The 20,372-nt window shown below is 50.9% G+C and carries 14 protein-coding genes; 5 read left to right on the forward strand and 9 right to left on the reverse strand.

The window, feature by feature from the left end; genetic code table 11:
* Positions 1-23 precede the first annotated feature (23 nt).
* From ACFSX3_RS04730 to ACFSX3_RS04740, 3 genes are all read right to left on the reverse strand, one after another.
* Positions 24-1,166, reverse strand: a complete 1,143-nt coding sequence (locus ACFSX3_RS04730) for a response regulator (RefSeq protein WP_209994045.1) — start codon at positions 1,164-1,166, stop codon at positions 24-26.
* A gap of 110 nt (positions 1,167-1,276) precedes the next feature.
* Entirely contained in the window at positions 1,277-5,842 is a 4,566-nt protein-coding gene (locus tag ACFSX3_RS04735) for an S-layer homology domain-containing protein (RefSeq protein WP_209994044.1), read from the reverse strand.
* A 343-nt stretch (positions 5,843-6,185) separates the two neighbouring features.
* Entirely contained in the window at positions 6,186-7,118 is a 933-nt protein-coding gene (locus ACFSX3_RS04740; protein ID WP_209994043.1) for a GNAT family N-acetyltransferase, read from the reverse strand.
* Between the two features lie 253 nt (positions 7,119-7,371).
* On the opposite strand from ACFSX3_RS04740, the gene ACFSX3_RS04745 reads away from it, so the two are divergent.
* Entirely contained in the window at positions 7,372-9,753 is a 2,382-nt protein-coding gene (locus tag ACFSX3_RS04745) for a GH36-type glycosyl hydrolase domain-containing protein (RefSeq protein ID WP_209994042.1), read from the forward strand.
* Between the two features lie 99 nt (positions 9,754-9,852).
* Here ACFSX3_RS04745 and ACFSX3_RS04750 read toward each other — a convergent pair whose 3' ends face one another.
* The 5 genes from ACFSX3_RS04750 to ACFSX3_RS04770 form a co-directional block, all read right to left on the reverse strand.
* Positions 9,853-10,263: a hypothetical protein gene (locus tag ACFSX3_RS04750; protein WP_209994041.1), complete on the reverse strand. Its 411-nt coding sequence runs from the start codon at positions 10,261-10,263 to the stop codon at positions 9,853-9,855.
* A complete protein-coding gene (locus ACFSX3_RS04755) occupies positions 10,256-10,705 on the reverse strand; it encodes a LytTR family DNA-binding domain-containing protein (RefSeq protein WP_209994040.1) in 450 nt (149 codons plus the stop codon). The genes ACFSX3_RS04750 and ACFSX3_RS04755 overlap by 8 nt, the downstream gene beginning before the upstream one ends.
* Before the next feature lie 171 nt (positions 10,706-10,876).
* Positions 10,877-13,486 carry a metallophosphoesterase gene (locus tag ACFSX3_RS04760; protein WP_209994039.1) on the reverse strand — a complete coding sequence of 870 codons (2,610 nt, stop codon included), beginning with the start codon at positions 13,484-13,486 and terminating at the stop codon, positions 10,877-10,879.
* Positions 13,487-13,489: 3 nt separating this feature from the next.
* Positions 13,490-14,755, reverse strand: a complete 1,266-nt coding sequence (locus tag ACFSX3_RS04765; protein WP_209994038.1) for a class I SAM-dependent methyltransferase — start codon at positions 14,753-14,755, stop codon at positions 13,490-13,492.
* A 188-nt stretch (positions 14,756-14,943) separates the two neighbouring features.
* Positions 14,944-15,750: a nucleotidyltransferase domain-containing protein gene (locus ACFSX3_RS04770; RefSeq protein WP_379258458.1), complete on the reverse strand. Its 807-nt coding sequence runs from the start codon at positions 15,748-15,750 to the stop codon at positions 14,944-14,946.
* Positions 15,751-15,927: 177 nt separating this feature from the next.
* Between ACFSX3_RS04770 and ACFSX3_RS04775 the strand changes: the two genes are divergently transcribed.
* From ACFSX3_RS04775 to ACFSX3_RS04785, 3 genes are all read left to right on the forward strand, one after another.
* Complete coding sequence (locus ACFSX3_RS04775) at positions 15,928-17,241, forward strand: helix-turn-helix transcriptional regulator (RefSeq protein WP_209994037.1); 1,314 nt, start codon at positions 15,928-15,930, stop codon at positions 17,239-17,241.
* Positions 17,228-18,034: a WYL domain-containing protein gene (locus ACFSX3_RS04780; RefSeq protein ID WP_209994036.1), complete on the forward strand. Its 807-nt coding sequence runs from the start codon at positions 17,228-17,230 to the stop codon at positions 18,032-18,034. Before ACFSX3_RS04775 ends, ACFSX3_RS04780 begins: the two co-directional genes overlap by 14 nt.
* Positions 18,035-18,325: 291 nt before the next feature.
* Positions 18,326-18,553 (forward strand): helix-turn-helix domain-containing protein, encoded by a 228-nt coding sequence (locus tag ACFSX3_RS04785; protein WP_209994035.1) that lies wholly within the window; start codon positions 18,326-18,328, stop codon positions 18,551-18,553.
* A gap of 719 nt (positions 18,554-19,272) precedes the next feature.
* Here ACFSX3_RS04785 and ACFSX3_RS04790 read toward each other — a convergent pair.
* Positions 19,273-19,671 carry a hypothetical protein gene (locus tag ACFSX3_RS04790; RefSeq protein WP_209994034.1) on the reverse strand — a complete coding sequence of 133 codons (399 nt, stop codon included), beginning with the start codon at positions 19,669-19,671 and terminating at the stop codon, positions 19,273-19,275.
* A 332-nt stretch (positions 19,672-20,003) separates the two neighbouring features.
* Here ACFSX3_RS04790 and ACFSX3_RS04795 point away from each other — a divergent pair, with 332 nt between their 5' ends.
* Positions 20,004-20,324, forward strand: a complete 321-nt coding sequence (locus ACFSX3_RS04795) for an ArsR/SmtB family transcription factor (RefSeq protein WP_209994033.1) — start codon at positions 20,004-20,006, stop codon at positions 20,322-20,324.
* Positions 20,325-20,372: the final 48 nt, after the last annotated feature.

The following is a 20,372-nucleotide window of genomic DNA, read 5'->3' on the forward strand; positions in this document are numbered from 1 at the left end:
GCAAAAAGGATGAATCCACGGATTCACCCTTTTTGACGCTTGTTGTCCCAATCCCTATACCATTTGACAATTTCCCGGCTCGGTTTCTCCGCAACCTCAGCTTCCATAACCGTTTCCAGCAATACATATTGTCTTTGCACCAGAAAATGAAAACCCATTCTATCCGATATTTGCATGTATAATAATTGCGCTTGCTCCTCTAACGGATAGCGGGTGCAGACCTGTTCAATGTGCTTGAAGGCCTGTTCATATTCTGCATTCCCCTTATACCAGCGGACCAGATTCAGCTTCAGCCGAATCCACTGCAGCTGGAATCTCTGCCGTTCAAGCTCCGCCCACACATAATCGTAACCATCCAGGTATTCGCTCTTGAACAGCTTCAGGATTCGTTCATATTCGGGCAGTGTCTCGTTCGAGAGCTCTAACCCCGCTTGGATAAAGCCGTCAAACTCATCAATGTCCAGGCAGATTCCATCCAGCTTGAGCAGATAGCCGTCCGCCGTATTTTGCAGAAGAATCCGTTCTCTGCTGAAGGGCTCCAGCATTTTGCGGATATGATACACAGCGGTATATAACTGCGGATAGGCCCTGTTCGGATCAAAATCAGCCCACAGCAATTCAATCAGAGTGGCTTTACTGACCACTTTGCCGCGATGATGCAGCAGATAAAAGAAGATTTCCTGCGCCTTCGCCGTTCTCCATTGCAGTGACGGAAGCTCCTGACTCCCTTCGTAGATCCGGAAGGCATCGAACATCAGCATTCTCCAGCTTGTCTGCGCTGACGCTGCCCGGGCTGCCAGGCCAGGCTTCTGCTGAGCATTCAATCTCCGAACTGTAAGCTTCAGACGGTCCATATGAATCGGCTTAAGCAAATAATCCAGGGCATTCAGCTCAAAAGCCTTGATCGCATACTTATCATATGCCGTTACGAATACAACCTGCAGATCGGGTCTCCGTTCCAGCAGCCTTTCCGCCAGCTCAATCCCGCTCAGCTCCGGTAAATGAATATCGAGAAACACAATATCGGTCTCGGTCTCCTCTACCTTTTGCTGCCCTTGCAGCGGATCGGTATATTTGCCGATAATCTCGAAACACCCAAGCGCATGCAATTGGCGTTCCAAAGCCTTTAGTGCCAATTCTTCATCGTCAATCAGGATTGCTTTCATTCGGATCTCCTTCGCAACTGGAAATCGGTACGGTTGTATAACCATTATACTTCAAATTTAATGATTTAGGGGCTGGAGGAGAAATGATCTCTCCTCCAACCCCTATTCATTTATTCTGTAACCCGTTGTTCCTTCTGTTCACTGTCGATCCGGTACTGATGGTCGATGATAGCCTCCTGGATATCCAGGTAGGCCCAATGATTCTTGGAGACATCCGGGAATTTCACCGCATCTGCTCCATGGAGCGGGCCGCGGTCAAACATCTGATTAACAATGACTACTGCTTCCGCACGGGTCAGATAAGCATTCGGCTTGAAGCTGCCATCCGGGTAGCCCTTGAGCAGGCCTGCCGACACGTTGGCTTCAATTACCGCCTGAGCCCAGTGTCCAGTTGTATCGCTGAAGCCCGATTTTCCGTCTGCCGGTACGGCAAGCTTCAGGTAGTTGGCAGCAGCAGCGGCCATCTCTGCTCTCGTAATCGGTGCATTCCCCCGGAATTTCCCGGCCGGATCACCCTTCATCACGCCCTGTGCATTCACGAAGGCAATGGCTGCTGCCGCATAATGGCGGACAGCCACATCCGGGAAGGGAGGAGTGCCTACAGCCGCACTAGCATCATAGCCCAGATTCCGGGCAATCATGAGTGCCATCTGCGAGCGCGTTACCCGATCGTCCGGCTTGAATTGACCATCCGGGAAGCCAACGATATAGGATACATGTGTAGCAGGCGACTGATTATTGAAGTTGATAATCGTAAAGGTACTGAATTTGCTTACCGAGAATTCCAGTCCAAGCAGTCCCTCTTTATAGGTAACCGCTTTGCCTTTGACAACCTCTTTCGTGCTGTCGGTATGTTCAATGAAAATACCGAGCTGTGCCAGGAATGCATTACGCGCCGCTTCATTCGCAGGCAGCCTCACATCTCTTAGCGGCAGGATCAGGGTTACCGCCCGGCTGGACAGGTTCGTTTCGATGGTCATCGGTCTTGCGACCACTTCAATCCGATTGTCCTTAGCCACTTCACGGACTACAGCCTCAAGCGTGGCTCTCTTCTCAATCTCATTGCGCTCTGCTGCATTCCTTACCGGTACTAGGCGGAAATAGAAATCCTGCCCGATTCCTTCCAGAGAAGCGTTCGGGATACGGATGATCGCGTTCTCTGTGTAGATCTCAAGCACAATGCCATTCTCTTTCAGCAATTTGGCAGTCTCTGCCGGAATCTGGACATTCACTTCGCTGACATTGTCTGCCGGATCCGGAATGACCACACGGGCGATGCTTTGTCCCGTCTCTTTTGCTTTCTTCACTGCTTCTTCGGCCTTATCCTTGGTAAAGCGGACCAGATCCGTTATCGTTCCGTTGCTATGAGTCGTCCGCTGGACCGGCACTTTCGTGATGCCAGCCACATTGGCTCCGCCGATAGCCACATCTACCTCAATGACTTCGGTTTTGGTGGTATCTGGAGCAGGAGCAGGTGCGGAGCCTCCGCCGCCACTCGAAACAGGCTCTTGTCTGGTAACGATTATCGTATAAGTGTTCGTTTTACCAGCAGAATCCTTGACGGTAACCAGAACTTCATTCTTGCCTACTTTTAGAGGGAGCGCTTTGCTCCATTGACCGTTCGTAACCTCTACCGGAGCTTCACCGGCAATGCTGAGTGTTACCACCGCACCCGGATCAAGTGTAACCGGCTTGAATGACATTTCATATACACTGTTCGCTACGGATACATCATAGCTTGCAGTTTCAGGCTTGAACTCAGGCTGCAGTGTGCCGCTCGAAGGCTCCAGCGATACGAGCTTCCCGCTTGCGCGGATGACCTGAATCTGGTATTGCCCCAGCTTAACGCCCGGACGCTTCGCATCTACAATATCTACCTGGATGATGTTCAGCCCTTCCTGAAGCGGCAGCTTGCTCCAGTCTCCGTCAGGAACCTCTACACCGTTCAAGCTAACCTTGCGCAGCGTATCGTTGTCTCCTGCCGGAGCAAGATTCAGCGCAATAGTACCCGTCTCATTAGGCACGGTCGCCTGATAGCCGCTTGGTACATCCGGCTGGAAGGCTGGACTTAAGGGTACCGGCTTACCTCCAACACTTAATCCCAGACCGTCCTCAGGCAGCTTGCCTGCGTCTGAGATATACTTGGAATCCCCGCCAAGATCAATTCCCGGCTGTAGACCCGTAAGCGGGTTATTCTTGTTGCCATTCTCCGTGACGTTGCCAAGCTCTGGATCGTAGCTCAACAGACCGCCCTTATGATCAGCAGGAATCGGAACAATCAGTTCATTGCCATTGATCTCAAAAGGTGCCTGAAGCGGCACTCCGCCGTAAGTGAATCCGGCCAGATCCGTTAAGTCGTTGATCGGCTTGTTGAACACCAGCTTAAGCTTGCCCGCTTCGGGATAGGCGGCAATCAGCTGAAGTGGAATTACATTGTTATCCTTCGTAATGCCTGACTGGTCGCCGGCATGGATCGGCTTCAATTCGTTCAGGACGTTGCCCTCAGCCGTAACATTACCGGCAGCAGGATCGTACCCTACGACCAATGGATCATTTGGACCAAGCGCATCCTCCAGAACGACTTCAACTTTATCGCCCTGTACAGACTTCACAGCAATAACCTTACGTCCATCGACGGTAAGTCCCGTGAGATCAGCAGCCGTCAACATAGAACCTACAGGCTGGTTGAAAGTCAATACAGCGTGATCCGGCTGACCTTCGTTCACCGCCACATGGGTCAATTCTAGCTGCGGCACAGTAAACGGCACCAGCTTCGTTTCGGTTCTCACTTCATCGCCGAACGTTTTGGTAGAAGTCACCGCCACATGGTAGGAGCCCGGTGCCAGTGGACCCGGCAGCTTGGTATCCCATTTGTAGACATTATCGGTTACGGTAATTCCCACCTCAAGGTCAAACAGATAGGCGTCGGGATGGGCGTCCACATTATAGACAGCAGCCGTAACTACCGAGTCCAGCGCAGCTTGTCCGCTTACCGGGAGTGGGAAGTCTGCTCCATATACCTCTGTTCCCTTCGCAGGCTCTTGGATCTGCAAAGAGTCACCGAATGGACCGTTCGCGATCAGCGTAAAGTCTGAAACCGGCTCTTTCCCCGGTGTCTTAGCCTCGATTGCCGATTGCGCGTCATCATATTCGATTCTAACCACAGGGTCATTAACCAGCGGGCTGGCCAGGGTCAGAATAATGACACTGGGATCTTCGGACGATACTACAGCATTCGTAACGTCGACCAGTCTTCCGTCCAAAGTCACTCTGAAGTCATCCGTAGTATCCGCATCGTCCGCGTTAAACTTGATGTCCTTGTCGAACTTGATAGACACCTGATTGTTGCTTCCGGCTGTATAGCTTGCGCTGTCAGCCACCGGCGGCTGCTTCACCAATCCGGCAATCGCATCCTCCAGACCCTTGCGGGCAGCTTCGATCTCTTCCGGGGTAGCATGGTCATCTTCAAGGACAGCGTTGGCAGCATCTGTTGCCTTTTGAAGAACGGCCAGAGACTCCTTTGTATAGGTCTGCGGAGCAGCGTCCAGATAGTCTTTCTGCGCTTTACCGGCATCCGTTTTCAGCGGTGTTTTGTCCAGCAGTGTAATGGTTGTGTTAATGCTGGTGTTGGAATCGCCTGGCATGCCGCCGTATTCCACTAGGTAGGCATGCACCCCCTGGGAGTTAGTTGGATAATCATTCCATTTACCTTTCTTAGCACCACTAGCATAAATATGGACCACATGCTCGTACGAGGCGTCATTGGGCTCTAGCGCGTCCCAGTTAGTGTACATGGGGCCGTAAGTTGCATCGGTAACCACGGCGGTATCATCTTTCCCTCCGTCAGCGAGATACCCTTTGAAGAAAGGAAGTCCGGGTTTACCTTCGTACTTCATCTCTCCTTCCGGTCCGCTCACCCAGCGCCAATCGCCGTAGCCTTTATATTTTTCAATGTTCTGTAAGGTGGAAACACGTGTGGTTGCCCTATCGTTCTGTTGTTCATTTTGTTCTCGGGCCACATCTTTCCCGCCAATCCAGCCAATCACCGGAGTCTTTTCAACAATAAAAGCGTTCTCATCCGGGTCGGTAATCGTCACCAGATACCCCTTGCGTCCATAATAACTTTTATGCTCGGCATCCGCCTTGGCTTTCGGCCACGTGATGCTAGTTTCCGCCACATACTGATAGAAATGACCATTTTTATTAAAGGCCGGGACAGGACCAAGGCCGAAGGTCAGACTGCGCTCTCCTGGTGATGTCATAGTGAATTCAGCATTTTCCAATACTTTCTGATAATCTGCAGTTGAAGCTTCCCCTTTTAATATATAGACACCGTCACCCGGGCCGGAGGTAGCTGTAATTCCTGTACCCGCCGTTGCGAACGTAATTTTGTCACCTGACTTATATCCGTTAATGACAACCGTAGCCCCTGACATCATTTCACCCGCTTCTGCGGTGATAAAGAGCTCCGGGAAGGTTAATTTTACCGCTCCGGCATCCTTGGTGAAGCTCCGGTACTGGTCTGAGGTAAAAATTTGTTCTGAGCCATCATTATCCGCGACTGCTGCATGAGCCACTGGCCCAAGTACCGCAAAGTTAGCGGCGACCAGTGCAATCGACAAAGAGGCGGCCAGACTTCGGGACCATCTTTTATTCCATTTCTTCGATGTTGTCATCTTTTTTTTGTTCTCCTCATCTAAAGGGACTTTTATTGGATCAGCCGACACTTCCTATTGTTCATAGACCGCTTGCCTGTTACCTGTAAATTCCTCCCTTCCTATGCAGGCGTTCACCAAATCATGCGATACGGATACCGACAGGTTGTGTATAATAATCTCTTAGTTTCTAATACTATCCGACAGTCCTCTACATTAACTCTACAAATCCCCTTTTTTGTGACAAAGATCATTGCATAATTGCGAATATTCTCCCGACCTTGTGTTGTGATTCATTTGAAAAAAATTAAAAAAAAGACACCCTAAGGGTGCCCTGGTTGATCCTGCGGATAGCTTATTTCCGTTAATTCACCGGGATATACATGTTCTGAACCTCCTGCACCCCGGGCTTAAACCCGAGATTATAGTACACAGATTCCGCATCATTTCCCTCCATTACATACAATCTCAGCAGCGGATAAGTCCCCTTCAGCATCGTCAGCGCTCTTTGCAGCATCCGTGTTGCCAGTCCTCTCCCCCGATAGGCGGGATTCACGCCAATGCTATAGACTGCGGCCACATTTTCCTGGAGACACAGCCTGCAGCCCGCAATGAGCTGATCTGTCGCGTTATCGAATACCAGCGTGGAAGCCTGCGTCAATATTTCATTGGAGTAATTAGGATCAGTGGGCAGGAAATCTCCCACAACGGTTTGCTTCCTCCGGGTTGCATCCAGTCCGCCTCTAAAGCTCTCAAAATCACAGCGGGCAATCTCCTCTGCGAGGATGAACCGTTTATCCCCTGCCTCATTCTCCTCTACTTCAGGACTCTCAATCCGCAGATTGTCCTCCCAGTTGATGTGGAACTCTTCTGTAGGCCGCTGCATCCAGCGGCATCTGAATTCATCCGGCCAGAAGCCTGCCCGCGCGTACAGCTGAACCTGATCGGGCAGAACCTCATAGGTCCGTATCGGTTCCTTCCGGTCAGACCACTGAATCAACAACTTTTTAAGCTGCTTCAATATTCCGAATGAATCGTTAAACGGAGGGATTACAAAGAGATGGTAGATCACATTCGGTGACATCCGGACTCCGCCGATTCTACTCTCCCCCTTGTATATCCAAAAGGCATTCCTGCGCGGATTCGTATAAACTTCTTCTCTAAAAAAGCCGTTATACTGCATGTTATAATAGACGGAGCAATATACTCCCCACTCCCCGGGCTCTGCTCTCCGAATAGTCCATTCACCATTTAAATCGTAGGATATCGTATCTTCAGACCATTGCTTTACACTCATCGCGCACTCCTCCTTATACCTCCAGCCATTCGGCTGCACTCACATAGATCTTCCTTTTGATCTTAACAAGGCCATGTGCCCATTCAAATATAGGAAACTGCTATAAAAAGACTCTACTGTTTGTTTTTTTCTCAAATATAGGGTATATTGTCAGACCACAACTGTCTTATAATGGAATTGGGCGGGATTCTTCGGTCATTTATGAACGCGCGTTCATAACCCTGCCTGTCATCTATCATGAGGAGGAATGGTTATGCAATACGGTCATTTTGACGACAAGAACAAAGAGTATCTGATTACGAAGCCGAATACGCCTGCTCCTTGGGCCAACTATCTCGGCTCGCCGGAATACGGTGCGATCATCTCAGGCAACGCCGGGGGCTACAGCTTCGTGAAATCCGGGGCTAACGGACGGCATATCCGCTATCACTTCAACTCCAAGGATGAGCCTGGGCGCTACATTTATGTCAAAGACCTGGAGAACGGCGATTATTGGTCCGGCTCCTGGCAGCCGGTAGGCAAGGATCTGGAGCAATACAACTCCGTCTGCCATCATGGAACCGGATACACGAACATCGTCTCAGATTATGACAACATCCATACCGAGTCCTTATACTACGTACCGCTGAACAAGACCTATGAAGTATGGCGTATGAAGATCCGCAATGACGGCACCACTCCGCGTAAGCTGGCTCTCTTCGGCTTCGCCGAATTCACCAACGACAACAACTATGAGCAAGATACCGTGAATCTGCAATACACGCTGTTTATTTCCCGGACCTACTTCAAGCACGATAAAATTCTTCAAGTGATCAATGAAAATATCGCGGGAGAGCAGACCTGGAGATTCTTCGGCGCGGCCGGAGCAGAGGTGGCCGGTTATGATGGGGACCGCGATACATTCCTTGGAGATTACCGCAGCTACGGGAATCCGCTCTCCGTGGAGAACGGCCAATGCTCGAACTCGCTGAACTACAATGCAAATGCCTGCGGTGCCCTGCAGATGAATGTAGAGCTACAGCCGGGAGAAGAGAAGGAAATTGCCTTCCTGCTGGGACAATATGATGAAGAGGGAGCCTCCGGCATTCTTAGCCACTACCAGGATTTATCCGTGGTTGACCGGGAACTTGAAGAACTGAAGACCTTCTGGCACAGCAAGCTTAACCGCTTCCAGGTGCAGACTCCAAGCAGCAATCTGAACCATATGATCAACACCTGGAACGCATATCAGTGCTTCATCACCTTCATCTGGTCGCGTGCCGCCTCCTTCCAGTACTCCGGCCTGCGCAACGGGCTCGGCTACCGGGATACGGTGCAGGACATCCAGGGCATTATCCATCTCGATCATGAGATGGCCCTGGAACGCCTGCGGATGATGATCTCGGCCCAGGTCTCTAACGGCGGCGGGCTTCCGCTCGTGAAATTCGATCATAATCCGGGACATGAAGGCACACCGGACGACCCGGAATATGTACGGGAGACCGGGCATCCCCACTATCGGGCCGATGATGCCCTGTGGCTATTCCCGACAGTGATCAAATACTTAAATGAAAGCGGGAACTGGGACTTCACGGATGAGGTCATTCCTTATTCAGATCAAGGCGAAGCAACGGTGTATGAGCATCTGCGGCAGGCGCTTCAATTCAGCCTTGACCGGATGGGCGCACACGGGATGCCAGTGGGCCTCCATGCCGACTGGAACGATTGTCTGCGTCTAGGGGCTAAGGGCGAATCCCTATTCGTGGCCTTCCAGCTGTACATGGGCTTCAAGGTATTCATGGGCATCGCGGAGAACAAGAACAAGCCGGAGGATACGGCGTGGGCACAAGGGCTGCTGGAGGAGCTGGACGGTAATATCCAGAAGTATGCCTGGGAGAAGGATCAGTTCGTCCGCGGCTTCACCGAGGACAACTATACCATCGGCTCCTGGGAGAACGACGAGGGCCGAATCTGGCTGAACCCGCAGAGCTGGTCGGTATTAAGCGGCGCAGCCCGTCCTGAACAGGCCAAGCTCGCCATGGACAAGGTCTATGACAGTCTGCGGACCGATTACGGCACGATGCTGTTCTACCCGCCATTCCGCAAATACGGCTTGCCGGTAGCACTGATGGCGCTGTTCAACGCTTCGACCAAGGAGAACGGCGGCATCTTCAGCCAGCCGCAGGGCTGGCTCATCCTGGCGGAGACGGTGATTGGTAACGGTGAACGCGCGTTCGAGTACTTCCTGAACTGCAGCCCGGCCACCATGAATGATAATGCGGAGGTCCGCAAGCTGGAGCCTTACGTCCACGGCCAATTCGTGGAGTCCAAGGACAGCCCGTATCAGGGCCGGGCCCATGTCCACTGGCTGACCGGCACGGCCTCCACCGTCATGGTCTCACTTGCTGAGGGCATTATGGGCGTTCAGCCCCAGAAGGACGGCCTCCGTCTGGACCCGTGTGTCCCTTCGGACTGGACCAACTTCTCCATGGTACGCGAATTCCGCGGGAAGAAGCTGAACATCCAGGTCGAGAACAAGAGCGGCGTCCAGAAAGGCGTCTCCCGCATCGTCATCAACGGCGAAGAGATCGAGGGTAACCTGATTCCTGTGTCCCGGATGGCGGCAGATAACGAAGTGCTGGTTGTGATGGGTTAACTTCACGCCGGTCCAAGGAACGGCATAGATCGATACGAAGAAGGAGAGCAGACCCGCCGGGCGCTCTCCTTCTTTTTGCGTCATGCATCATGTATCATGCTACTTCAAAATCTTATTCAATTCCTCCGCTGACTTCCTGCTATTCGCTCTGGCATAGAAGTAGAACGCAACCGTATGCAGGATCAAGGATAACAGCAGCATTCCTGGCCACCAGGCACTGATGTAATCGAACATCTCAACAGAGAACAACCACACCATGCCCATTCCGCCTGCAATACTGAGAATCGATCCAATAAGAATATTCCACAGCGGCTTCAGCGTGAAGTGATTCCACAACACATTATACATCACCCCGAATACTACGGCAGCGATAGCGGCGATACCCGCCAGACGCCACAGATACAACATCTCCACCGGCTGATCTCTGAAGAACACCGTTAACAGCAGCGTGACCCAAAGCGACGTAAGAGTAAATACCTGAAAGAATCCTTGCCTGATCTGATTAGCCATGATAACTCCTCCTGAAATCATTGATATAGTAACGGCTGACAGTATAAGATGTATTATCCGTCAGCAGGACTTCCACCCGTGCATTAGCGGTCGCCGAGAATTCTGTAATGTAGCGGGTATTGATAATGGTCTGGTTGTTGATCTTGATGAACCCGGGCGCATCCAGCACCTCCATCGCGAACTTCAGCCTCGTGTTCAGCAGGTACATCTCTCCGGTAATCAGACGTACGCTGCACATCCGGTCTTCCGCCTCGATTACCGCGACCTTGCTTGTCTCCAGGGAGACCTGGCGGTTATTGCTGGCATTGATGACTGTGATCCGCTTCTCTGCCGCCTGAAGGGCAGCCTCAAGGCGTTTCCATTGTTCCTGTTCTGCCGGATGCGTAACGACCTTGGCCAATCCCCGGTCCATCCCGCTGTCTGCTTCAAATCTAATCTCCAACTGGCACTGCCTCCTCTCAACACCCATATTATTATCCTAAAAGCGTCTTGACCATCAATCTGCGTTTTCTTGCAGGAATCCGCTGTTTTGTTTCATCACAGCGCGGGCTGTGCCCCGCAGGCGCATCAAGAAGACTGCCGGGAGCTTCCCGGCAGCCTGCCTGACTATCTTTTATAACCTCGGATCGATCTCCTTCTCCTTCGTCACCTCGAACAACAGGTTCGCGGCAATCTGCTTGTAGGTGCTGTTGTCCGCCGAGATCTCCTCCAGCTTCATCTCCAGCATCTGCTTACCCAGCCGATGCTCAGCCAGGGAAGTCCGCAGCTTAGGTGCGATATTCTTCTGCTTCATCAGCTTGGCATACTTATGCGGGAATCTGTAGTCGTAGCCGTAGATGATCGACAGGTACCCCGGATTGCGGACCTTCAGATAAGGGACCACTCCCGGCTGCTCCTGCTCCGGCTTGATCACGATCCCCTCCATCAGCCGCTCAACTGTTATAGTCGAGAAATATTCCTCGGCCCGGCTGTAAGCCTCCGGCTCCTGCAGGTCCAGCACCAGGATCTCATCGTCATTCAGGAAGCGGTACTGCTCTGAGGTTACCCCTTCAGGCACCCGTTCCTCTCCACTCACCAGCACTTCCTTCAGGATGGCAAAAGGCTTATACATAAGCTCCGCATCCCCTGCATACAGCTCCAACTGCTGCTTATACACCCGATACGCCTCATCACGCTGGTCAAGCCCCACATAGGTATCCCGGATGCTGCGGACATGCTTATACGTCTGGTATACATGCGCGCCGTAGCTGGTGTTAAGCGCTTCTTTGGTCAGATGGTGCTGGTCCTGCTCGAACCCGCTGGCTTCATACGCCTGGATCAGCTCACCGAGCGATTCCTCGAACCCGTGCTGCCTCAGGAACGCAAGCTCGTTCTCCAGCGCCCGCCCAATGGGCTGGAACTGGCGTTCAATCAGCCCTTCCCCTAGCGCCTTCCAAGGCAAAAGCTCCCCGTCCAGCAGCAGCACACGGATGCCTTGCTCCGCCATATAAGTTCCGAACCGCTCCAGCAGCCCTTCGTAAACCGGCGTCAGATCGACAGCTTTGACCTTATAACCGTTACGGCTAACCGCATAGCAATGCTCTACGTCCCGGTACAGATACACCGTGCAGCGAGATCCCATGTACTTGGGCTGAAGGACCACCTCAGATACCCCGCGTCCGGCAAAATAATCCAGACCCTTGCGCAGCGACTCCAGCTCGCCTGCTACTTCATCCTTATCCGCAGGCGACATCGTCCCGGAGATGAAGTTGACCTTATTCTGCGAGGAATAGTGCAGTCTGCGCATGGACTCCGCATCCAGCTCCTCCACGGAGACCGTGCTCACTTCGCGGAAGAGAACCGGCAATTCTTCCTGCAATAGCTGCTGGCGGGATTTATGGCTTTTGTAGAACGGCTTGAAGGTTATATGGACAGAAGTTAGCCCGTTCCCATGCACGGCTCCTGTGTCGAGATGAAGCTTGTTCTTGATGCGGAACGTCTGCTTGGCGGCAATATGTCCGAACAGATGGAACGGATGATTACCCTCCGCCTCCTCCTTCAGGAAGCCCAGCTGCTGCTCGTACGCAGACTCACGGTCCAGCCGGAAGTTGCGCTGATGACGCAGCGAATTCGTATCCAGCTTCCCGATGTACTTATTGCGGCAAGGTGCATGGGTCACATAGAAGGAGGGCCCCCGATTCCCGATATAGCGGTAAAAGGGCTTCGCGCTCTCCACCAGCACGGAGAATTTGCGGAACAGCTCCTCATCTTCCTGTAACACCTGAGTGGAATCAAAATAAGTTCTCAGCAGCTCCGGCTCGGTCCCCTTAATCTCCCCCCGCAGGTACTTGTAGACGAAATTCTCATGGTTACCCATTACGAACAGGAAATGCTCCTGATTGCTATACAAGAACTCGATGATCTCCCGGGTCTGCTTGCCCTTATCGATCCAGTCGCCCGCCAGGATGATCCGTGTATTCTTCAGCTTATCCGTAGCGCTTAGCATCCCTTCTTCAATCCGGTAGCCGTAGCTGCGCAGCAGGCCTTGCAGCTCATGAACACACTCGTGTACGTCCCCGACCACAATGTATTCCTGCTCCTGCGGAAGCACCGCAGCGGCATACGCCTCCCAGTCCTGAATGTGCACCCGGTAATCCGGGTTCGGCCGCTTTTCCTCCGAATCATCAGTACCTTCCAGACCTTCCAGCAGAAAATCCTTGGACCGTACCTTATGAATACTGTGGTAGCCCTCACGGTACAGCACTGGCAGCACTTCCCGGCGCAGCCGGTTCAGGTGACCCGAGATCAGCTTCTTCGAGCGCTCCGAGGCATAATAATCCTCCCGTTTGCGGTAATCGAACAGAATGACCTCCAGATTGTACTGGTTCTCCTGGGCAATCGCCCGCACCTTGCTGCGGTAATCCTCCGCGAGACCAATCGTATCCATAATGACAAACTCTGCATTAATCGGCCAGGAGGTGACCCGCTTCAGCCGCTCGAACAACAGCGCGAACGTATGCGAGCTGGCCTCCAGCATGACCTGGTCGTATTTATCGTAGTCATAGCCCAAGAGCTCCTGACGGATCAGGTCCGAGGAGAGGTACTGCACATTCGTGCGCAGACCTGTAGTGCTGTCCTCAAGCTTAAGCTGGGGAATCAGTACTTCCTTGGCAAAAGAAGACTTCCCGCACTCCGTCGCTCCCACCAGCATGAATATCGTGTGTACCTTCGTCTGAATGTCCATGGCCTAACCCTCCTGTCTGCGCACAATCGCGCTCTGCGTGGTACGAATGTCGCCCACCCGGTCACCCACGAGCGAGAATTCGGCTTCTACGCCCAGCCCTTGAAGTGTGGCAGTCAGCCACTCTTCGAACACCGCCTGACCTTTTTCCCACTTGTGATCCTCATGCCGGAAGCCCTCCAGCTCATAGTAGTGATTGAAATCGGCATTCGGCGTAGTCACAATCAGCTGTCCGAAGTCCACATGGCGGATGATCTGCCGGATCAGCGCAGCCGCTTCCGTCTCGCTCATATGCTCCACAACCTCAGTCAGTATGATATCCACCTGCTCTCCGTTGTACAGCTCCAGGAAATGCTCCAGCGAGCGGAAGGTGACGATGTTATCGAGCTCCTTGGCCTTTGCCTTGCGGTTCACGACCTCCAGCAGCTCCTCGTTGATGTCCACCGCATAATAAGCGCCCTCGATCTTCCCGGCATACGGAATGGCGTAGAAGCCTTCCCCGCAGCCGATATCCAGGATGGGCTTATCGAACGGAAGCACACCTGAGATGAACGTCCGCCGCTGCATCGCCGTACTGCCATATTCCAGACCGATCGGATACAGCTCCGTTTGCTCGACCGCCGCCTTGTACCGCTTGAACTGCTCCCGGGTCTTCAGGAGATTCCGGGCGAACAGGCTGCGGATATAGAAAGGGGCGTCCATCACGTGCAGACTGCGGATATATTTGTCCAGAATCCGGTCTGAAATATCGATATATTCATCCCCGAAGATCGATAAGAATAAGGTCAGCACACTGACCACATGCAGGAGGTGGTATAAGCTTAGCTGCGTAGTAATGGTCAGGGAATAGCTCTTATGCGCCTGGTGCTCCAGGGTGAACGTATAATCCTTCAGATGCTGCTCGAAGAACCGGATGTAGTGCAGCCGCTCGATATGAATCATCTGGATGGTAAAAGAGTGCTCAAACCCCTCCGCATCCCGCTCATCCCATGCCTTGAACGGGGTAGAGAAGAACTCATTCACCGCATTCAGCGGGAATAACGGGGTGTTATAGCGGGAGACATTGAGGTACTCGAAGCTCTCGCCATCGTTCTTTTTATAGGAGACCTCATTGTCAGCATCCTTGAAATACACATTATAGGTGGCCTCATCCGAATACCAGCCGTAAGCGATACCCTGGCGGACCGGGCGAAGCTGCATGCCGCTCTGCGGATTCTTGCGGATGATGAAGCTCAGCTGCGGGTTCGTTGATCTCAGTTGTATAATAGCCATGATTGTGTTCCTCCTAACTTTTTCTGTTTTGGGATTAACCGTGACTCCAGAGAAGTTTTGGACTTCCGGCCGCTGTTATGGTTGGATTTCCTGATTTAGACCGCCAATGGCGGTAGAAATCCAACCATAAAGGCGGTCGCTAACGCTCCTACAGTTCCAAAATTCCCCTCTGCCACTTTTCCCTTAACTTAAATTTTCAAGTTCAATCTTAACCCACACACTTCCTGCAAGGCCTCCCGGAACAGAGCATCAAGCTCCCGATCCCGATTGTCCGTCTTCGCACTCAGGTATGCCGCTGCTGTCTTCTCCAGCCCTTGCAGCTGCTCCTCCAGATACTCGTTAATCGGACTCAGCCGTGGTTCCAGGTCCAGCTCCTCACCCGACTTCTTTCGGGCCAGCAGTTGCTGCACGACATGCCATAGCTCACTGTCCCTTGGAATCAGCCGGTCCACCAGCACCTCGAATGCCATCGGCGGCATCTCACCGTACCGGTGAATCCACTCACAGGCCAGCACCGGGCGCAGCACGTAGAAATACTTTTTGATCTTCACCTGCTCCCCTTGCAGGTAATCCCGGTAGTTGCCTTTGGCCATGTTCAAGTAATGGTACATACAGGATTTTGGCGAAAAGGTATACGGCGATATCCTCCTGAGCTGCTCCGCCACACTGAACTTCTCAGCATACTGGATCGGGGACTGCAGCCACTCCAGCAGCGGCGGGCCCAATTTGTGGAACAGCTTGAGGGCTTTGCGCAGATCCCAGCCGCTAATATCCAGCATATTGTTAATAGGACGCTCTATGACATCCCTTGTATCCCAGATCGATAAATACCACTCCGGCCGATGCACATAGATGAACCGCACATCGTAATCGCTGTCCTTCGAGGGGAATCCCCACGCCCGGCTGCCTGACTCACAGGCATAGAGGATCGTCACTTGCTCCTCTTGTTCAATCTGCTTCAATTGCTCATGAATGAGCGTATTTATAGGACTCATGCCATCCCTCCGTTCCAAGTCGGCTTCGTTGGCTCTATCTTCCATCATTTTCCGCTGGGTGAACAGGGTGAAAGTATGGCAGCAGGCAAAAAACCTTCCCTTTCAAGCAACTCTGGTGCTTAATAGAGGTATTAACTATTACAATTCATGGATACGTTACAGGCTGGAGGTATACATATGGCCAAGGAAAGCTTCGATAAAGAAATACAGTTTCTCCGTATGCTGTCACTAGCCGGGGGAGCTTACAGCAGGCAGCAATTCGCCGAGCGGCTCGGCATTTCCGTACATACCTACGACAAGACGCTGCGCAACCTGAAGGACATGGTTACCGTCCTGCAGCAGGATCTGACTACAGAACAAGGCACCGAGCTGTCCGAATGGCTGCGCTACAATTACTATGAATCTGCCGATCCGCTGCTCCTGTTCCTCTTCCGGGCGAAATCGCTGAAGGAGACGGAGAGCATCCGGCTGACGCTGCTGTTAACGGCACTTCAGAGCGAGGAGCTGACGGCCAAGGAGCTACATGACTGCTGCAGTGAGCAGATGCCTGCCGATTCGCCGCTGCCGGACGAGAAGACCATCCGGGGAGACCTGAAATACCTGGAGGAGGTCGGCGTAATTGTAAGGGTGAATGAGAAGCGTCCCTACCGGTACAAGGCAGCCAACGATCTGCTGGACCAGCTGACGGATGACGAGCTGCTCGACCTGTTCGATTATGTAGATGTCATTGCCAATACGCAGATTCCGTCTGTCCAGGGTTACCTCCTGCGTGACACCTTGAAGAAGGCGCTGCGGATCAGGGGCATTCTTCCCGAAGCCACGGAGACCCATCGGTACAAATACCATTACCATTCACGGATTCTGGATGAGGCGCATCTCTATACGATCCATGGGGCGATCCAGCAGCGGCGGAGAATCAAATTCCTCTATCTGTCGCCCAAAAAAGGCATGAACTACACCTCCCAAAACACCAACCCCCTCTTCGCGCGGGAATCGGCAGGGATTACGGACAGTCTGCTCCCGCTGCGTGTCGTCTACGATCATCAGTATGGACGCTGGTATCTGATCGGCTATCACAGCCGGACCGGGATTAAGAAATTACGGATGGATGGCCTGACCCAGGTTGAAGAGGGCGAGCCTGTGGAAGAAGAAGAATTTGCGCAGAGACTTCAGCAATTGGAGGCTCAGCTGGAGTATAGCTGGGTGACGGATACCAACCGTACAGTTAAGGTGGCCGTCCGATTCTATAACCCCAGCCGGTCCGGCGCGAACTTCATCCGGGAGCGGGTCGAGGCGCAGGGGCAGTGGGGAACCATTACGGAGGAATCCGATACGACCTTCCTGTACGAGATTACGGTGAATGAAATCTTTGAGATCAAGCCGTGGCTGCGGAGCTTCGGCTCCAGCTGCGAGATTCTGGAGCCCCGCTGGCTGCGCAAGCAGTTCATGGAGGAATGGAAGGAGATTAAGAGCTACTATGAATCCCTTTGAGAAAATATTCAACTTCCAGATCATCTCCCGCCTGGAGGAAGCAGGCTCCCTGGCGCTGACCTCGCAGGAGCGTTCCTGGCTGAAGACGATGCTGGGGCATCCGGCGGCGGCTGAAGCTTTTTCAACAGAAACCTTACGTAAACTGAATTCCCTGCTGGAGCCTGAAGCTTCTATTGAAGTAGGAGAGACTATCATCGAGAAGGCCCGCAGCAAGGAGCGTCAGGTCTATCATCCGCTGCTCCGCCCCCTGCGCCGCATCATCATGGAGAATCAGGGAATTCAGATCACGTATGCGATCAAGCATGGCGGGGAACGGACCGATCCGTCCGGCTTCCCTCACAAGCTGGAGTACAATATGTATAAGCGGGAGTGGTACTTACAATGGTATAGCACCCGGCAGCGCTCGCTCATGTCCACGAAGCTGAGGAACATCGTGTCTGCCGAACCCGCTCCCATCCCCGCCCACCGTATAGAAGGCCTCAAGACACGTGTCGCCCGACTCCTAGACGGTCTGAGAGAATCGGGCTGCATTCAGGTCATTCCTGTCTACAATGCCGAGCTGTCGCGGATCTTGTCCACCTTCTCCTGCTTCGATAAGTCCGTGGCCTTCGATGAAGCTACCGGGATCTACCACATCACCGTCCACTACATGAGGGACGACAGCGAGTTCCTGCTCTCCCGCATCCGCTTCCTGGGCCTGCGCGTGAAGATCACCCAGGGCGAGCAGCTCAAGCAGCGTATGCTGAAGTCGGCGGAGATGGCGGTTGGGCGGTATGGGGAGATGGAAAAGTGAGGCGTTTCAATAGGTCATTATCATTTAAACATGCTGCCCATCGACTAGCACCTCAATCATCATCATAGTCCCGGACACAAATGCAGCCGTCATATCCATTCCCTGTAGGAAATAGACTGCCATGATATAGCGATTCGAGAATGCTTGGCATGGGGGCCTCCTTTCTAATATACAAAGAAATTTCAAACTAAAAACGCTTAATTTACGTATGAGCGTACCAAAAACAAAGAAATAATATGATACGCTTATGCGTAAAGTCAATAAAATATTCAGGATGAGTGAGGGGTTACTATGGGGAAAAGAATAGTGGTTAACATAGCTGATTTAGCTAAAAAGCATAAGATTTCGATGCGGGAGTTGTCTAGACTATCGCTTGTCCGCCATGCTGCATTAAGCGAACTGGCCAATGGAAAACGAGAAAGTATTAATTTTAGTCATATCATTAGAATTGCAGAGGCTTTAAATATTGAAGATATAAGGGAGATTATTGATTTGGTTGATAGTAATGAAAAACAATAATCTATATAAGACGTCCTTAAGATTAGAACTTGAAGCGGTGCATTGAAAACCAATCGGATTTTCTATCCCCAAGGGATCCGGGTCTCCATTCAAGACTTCGCGGTTGAAGAGTAAACTGAATTCAGAGTTTACATAAAATAACCCGCCTGGCTTATGCGCTTATGCCTGATGGGTTTTTTATTATTTACTCAAATATGTTCAACTAAATACTTCAAAAGTCTATTAATAATAGTGATTTATTTTCAAGTTTTTTTATGCTTGTTTACTTGTTATTATGACTTATTTTTTCTTAGTCTTAATATTAAGATGTAAGGTTGAAATAACAACTATTAATAAAATCACACCTACTACATTAATAAATATAGGCTCATTATTCGAAAGTGATCTTATTAAAATTTTTATATTGATTCCTAGAGCAGCGAACCAACATAAATATACAAATAATTTATTGGTTTTTTTCATACATTTACCTCTCGCTCGGGTGATTACATTAATTATATGAACCTTCGGAAACATATACATTAAAATAGTCAGTTGTCGAGAAAACCTGGTTTTACGCAGGGAGGATTCATCTTGTTATTCTAAAGACTAAGGTTCTTAGATCGTTTTAAATCAATTTTTGTTTTGAAAGATGAATCTACCCATATAAAAATCGAAGTGCCGAAAAGCCCTATGGACTTTTTCGGCACTCTAACTGCATTAAAATGCAGTTTTTTAATCTAAAGAAGGGAATAGGCATTTGCCATGGCTTGATTCATAGAGCTCCAAGCGCTATATCCTTGGTAGGCAGTCCATACCACAATACCCCCAGCAGCTACTGCGGCTATTGCATTTGCAAAAGGTATAGCTCCAACTATCCCAACAATCTCTACGGCATACACTCCACCGTAATTATTATAACTATCATAAGAATTTGAAACTTGTGTGGCATACATTTTGAAATCTGAAATCTTAGGATTGTTAGTAGTATTCTTCGTTAAGTATACCTGTTTATATGCGTTTTTGACATCTCTCATATCAAAAGAAACGCCCGATCCAGTATACAGGTAAGCTTGAGTTGAACTATCAGCATTGTAATATGTATACTTCCAATGCCCTCCAACGTCCATTGTAGACATTACAGGTTCCTTATAAGGCTCTGCTACTATTAATTCATTGTTAACATAGCTATTCCCTTCTGTATCTACTGAAAATACATTTACTAAGGTTTCACCTTTAATTTTATCTTTAAATTCAAAGTCATTATCAAAATTATAAGTAACTTTTTCTGTAATCGTAACACTCTTAGTACCTTCGGAGTTATAAACAGGAGCGTCTATTGTGATAGTTTTAATTTGTTCACCACGATATTTTCAGCTATTTTCATATGGCAGGAATATTAAATTTGATTTTGGTGGCATATAAAAGTTATGATATGTTTAAATAATTAAACATTATAACGGAGTGAGCCATGAGCGAGTCGATAGGTAATCAACAAGTCATTGATATTTTCGAGAATCTAAGCCCTTATCTCCAAGGTCTAGGAGACCCTGTTCGCCAGCGAATCATATCGCTGCTAATTGATCGAGATAGCATGAACGTATCACAGATTGCAGAGCATATTCCCATGTCACGCCCTACAGTCTCTCATCACCTGAAAATATTGCGCCAATCCGGGCTGCTGTCGGTTCAGAAAAAAGGGACTGAGATGTATTACAAACTGGAGTTCAACGATGCTATCGAATTGCTCAAACAGCTCGTTCATCTCGTAGAAGTGGAATGTCAGAGCTAGCGCACGCCGCGCGCTGGTGAACCGCATTCCTTTTCTTCACACTATTAT

Origin of the sequence: Paenibacillus rhizoplanae, assembly GCF_042684125.1 — a bacterium.
Taxonomy (GTDB): Bacteria; Bacillota; Bacilli; order Paenibacillales; family Paenibacillaceae; genus Paenibacillus_AQ; species Paenibacillus_AQ rhizoplanae.

What these genes read in the sequence shown, in the direction of transcription:
- ACFSX3_RS04760 (WP_209994039.1), bottom strand. Translation starts at nt 13,486, where the DNA reads ATGGACATTCAGACGAAGGTACACACGATATTCATGCTGGTGGGAGCG.
- ACFSX3_RS04735 (WP_209994044.1), bottom strand. Translation starts at nt 5,842, where the DNA reads ATGACAACATCGAAGAAATGGAATAAAAGATGGTCCCGAAGTCTGGCC.
- ACFSX3_RS04785 (WP_209994035.1), top strand. Translation starts at nt 18,326, where the DNA reads ATGGGGAAAAGAATAGTGGTTAACATAGCTGATTTAGCTAAAAAGCAT.
- ACFSX3_RS04740 (WP_209994043.1), bottom strand. Translation starts at nt 7,118, where the DNA reads ATGAGTGTAAAGCAATGGTCTGAAGATACGATATCCTACGATTTAAAT.
- ACFSX3_RS04745 (WP_209994042.1), top strand. Translation starts at nt 7,372, where the DNA reads ATGCAATACGGTCATTTTGACGACAAGAACAAAGAGTATCTGATTACG.
- ACFSX3_RS04780 (WP_209994036.1), top strand. Translation starts at nt 17,228, where the DNA reads ATGAATCCCTTTGAGAAAATATTCAACTTCCAGATCATCTCCCGCCTG.
- ACFSX3_RS04795 (WP_209994033.1), top strand. Translation starts at nt 20,004, where the DNA reads ATGAGCGAGTCGATAGGTAATCAACAAGTCATTGATATTTTCGAGAAT.
- ACFSX3_RS04790 (WP_209994034.1), bottom strand. Translation starts at nt 19,671, where the DNA reads ATGTCTACAATGGACGTTGGAGGGCATTGGAAGTATACATATTACAAT.
- ACFSX3_RS04775 (WP_209994037.1), top strand. Translation starts at nt 15,928, where the DNA reads ATGGCCAAGGAAAGCTTCGATAAAGAAATACAGTTTCTCCGTATGCTG.
- ACFSX3_RS04770 (WP_379258458.1), bottom strand. Translation starts at nt 15,750, where the DNA reads ATGAGTCCTATAAATACGCTCATTCATGAGCAATTGAAGCAGATTGAA.
- ACFSX3_RS04765 (WP_209994038.1), bottom strand. Translation starts at nt 14,755, where the DNA reads ATGGCTATTATACAACTGAGATCAACGAACCCGCAGCTGAGCTTCATC.
- ACFSX3_RS04750 (WP_209994041.1), bottom strand. Translation starts at nt 10,263, where the DNA reads ATGGCTAATCAGATCAGGCAAGGATTCTTTCAGGTATTTACTCTTACG.
- ACFSX3_RS04730 (WP_209994045.1), bottom strand. Translation starts at nt 1,166, where the DNA reads ATGAAAGCAATCCTGATTGACGATGAAGAATTGGCACTAAAGGCTTTG.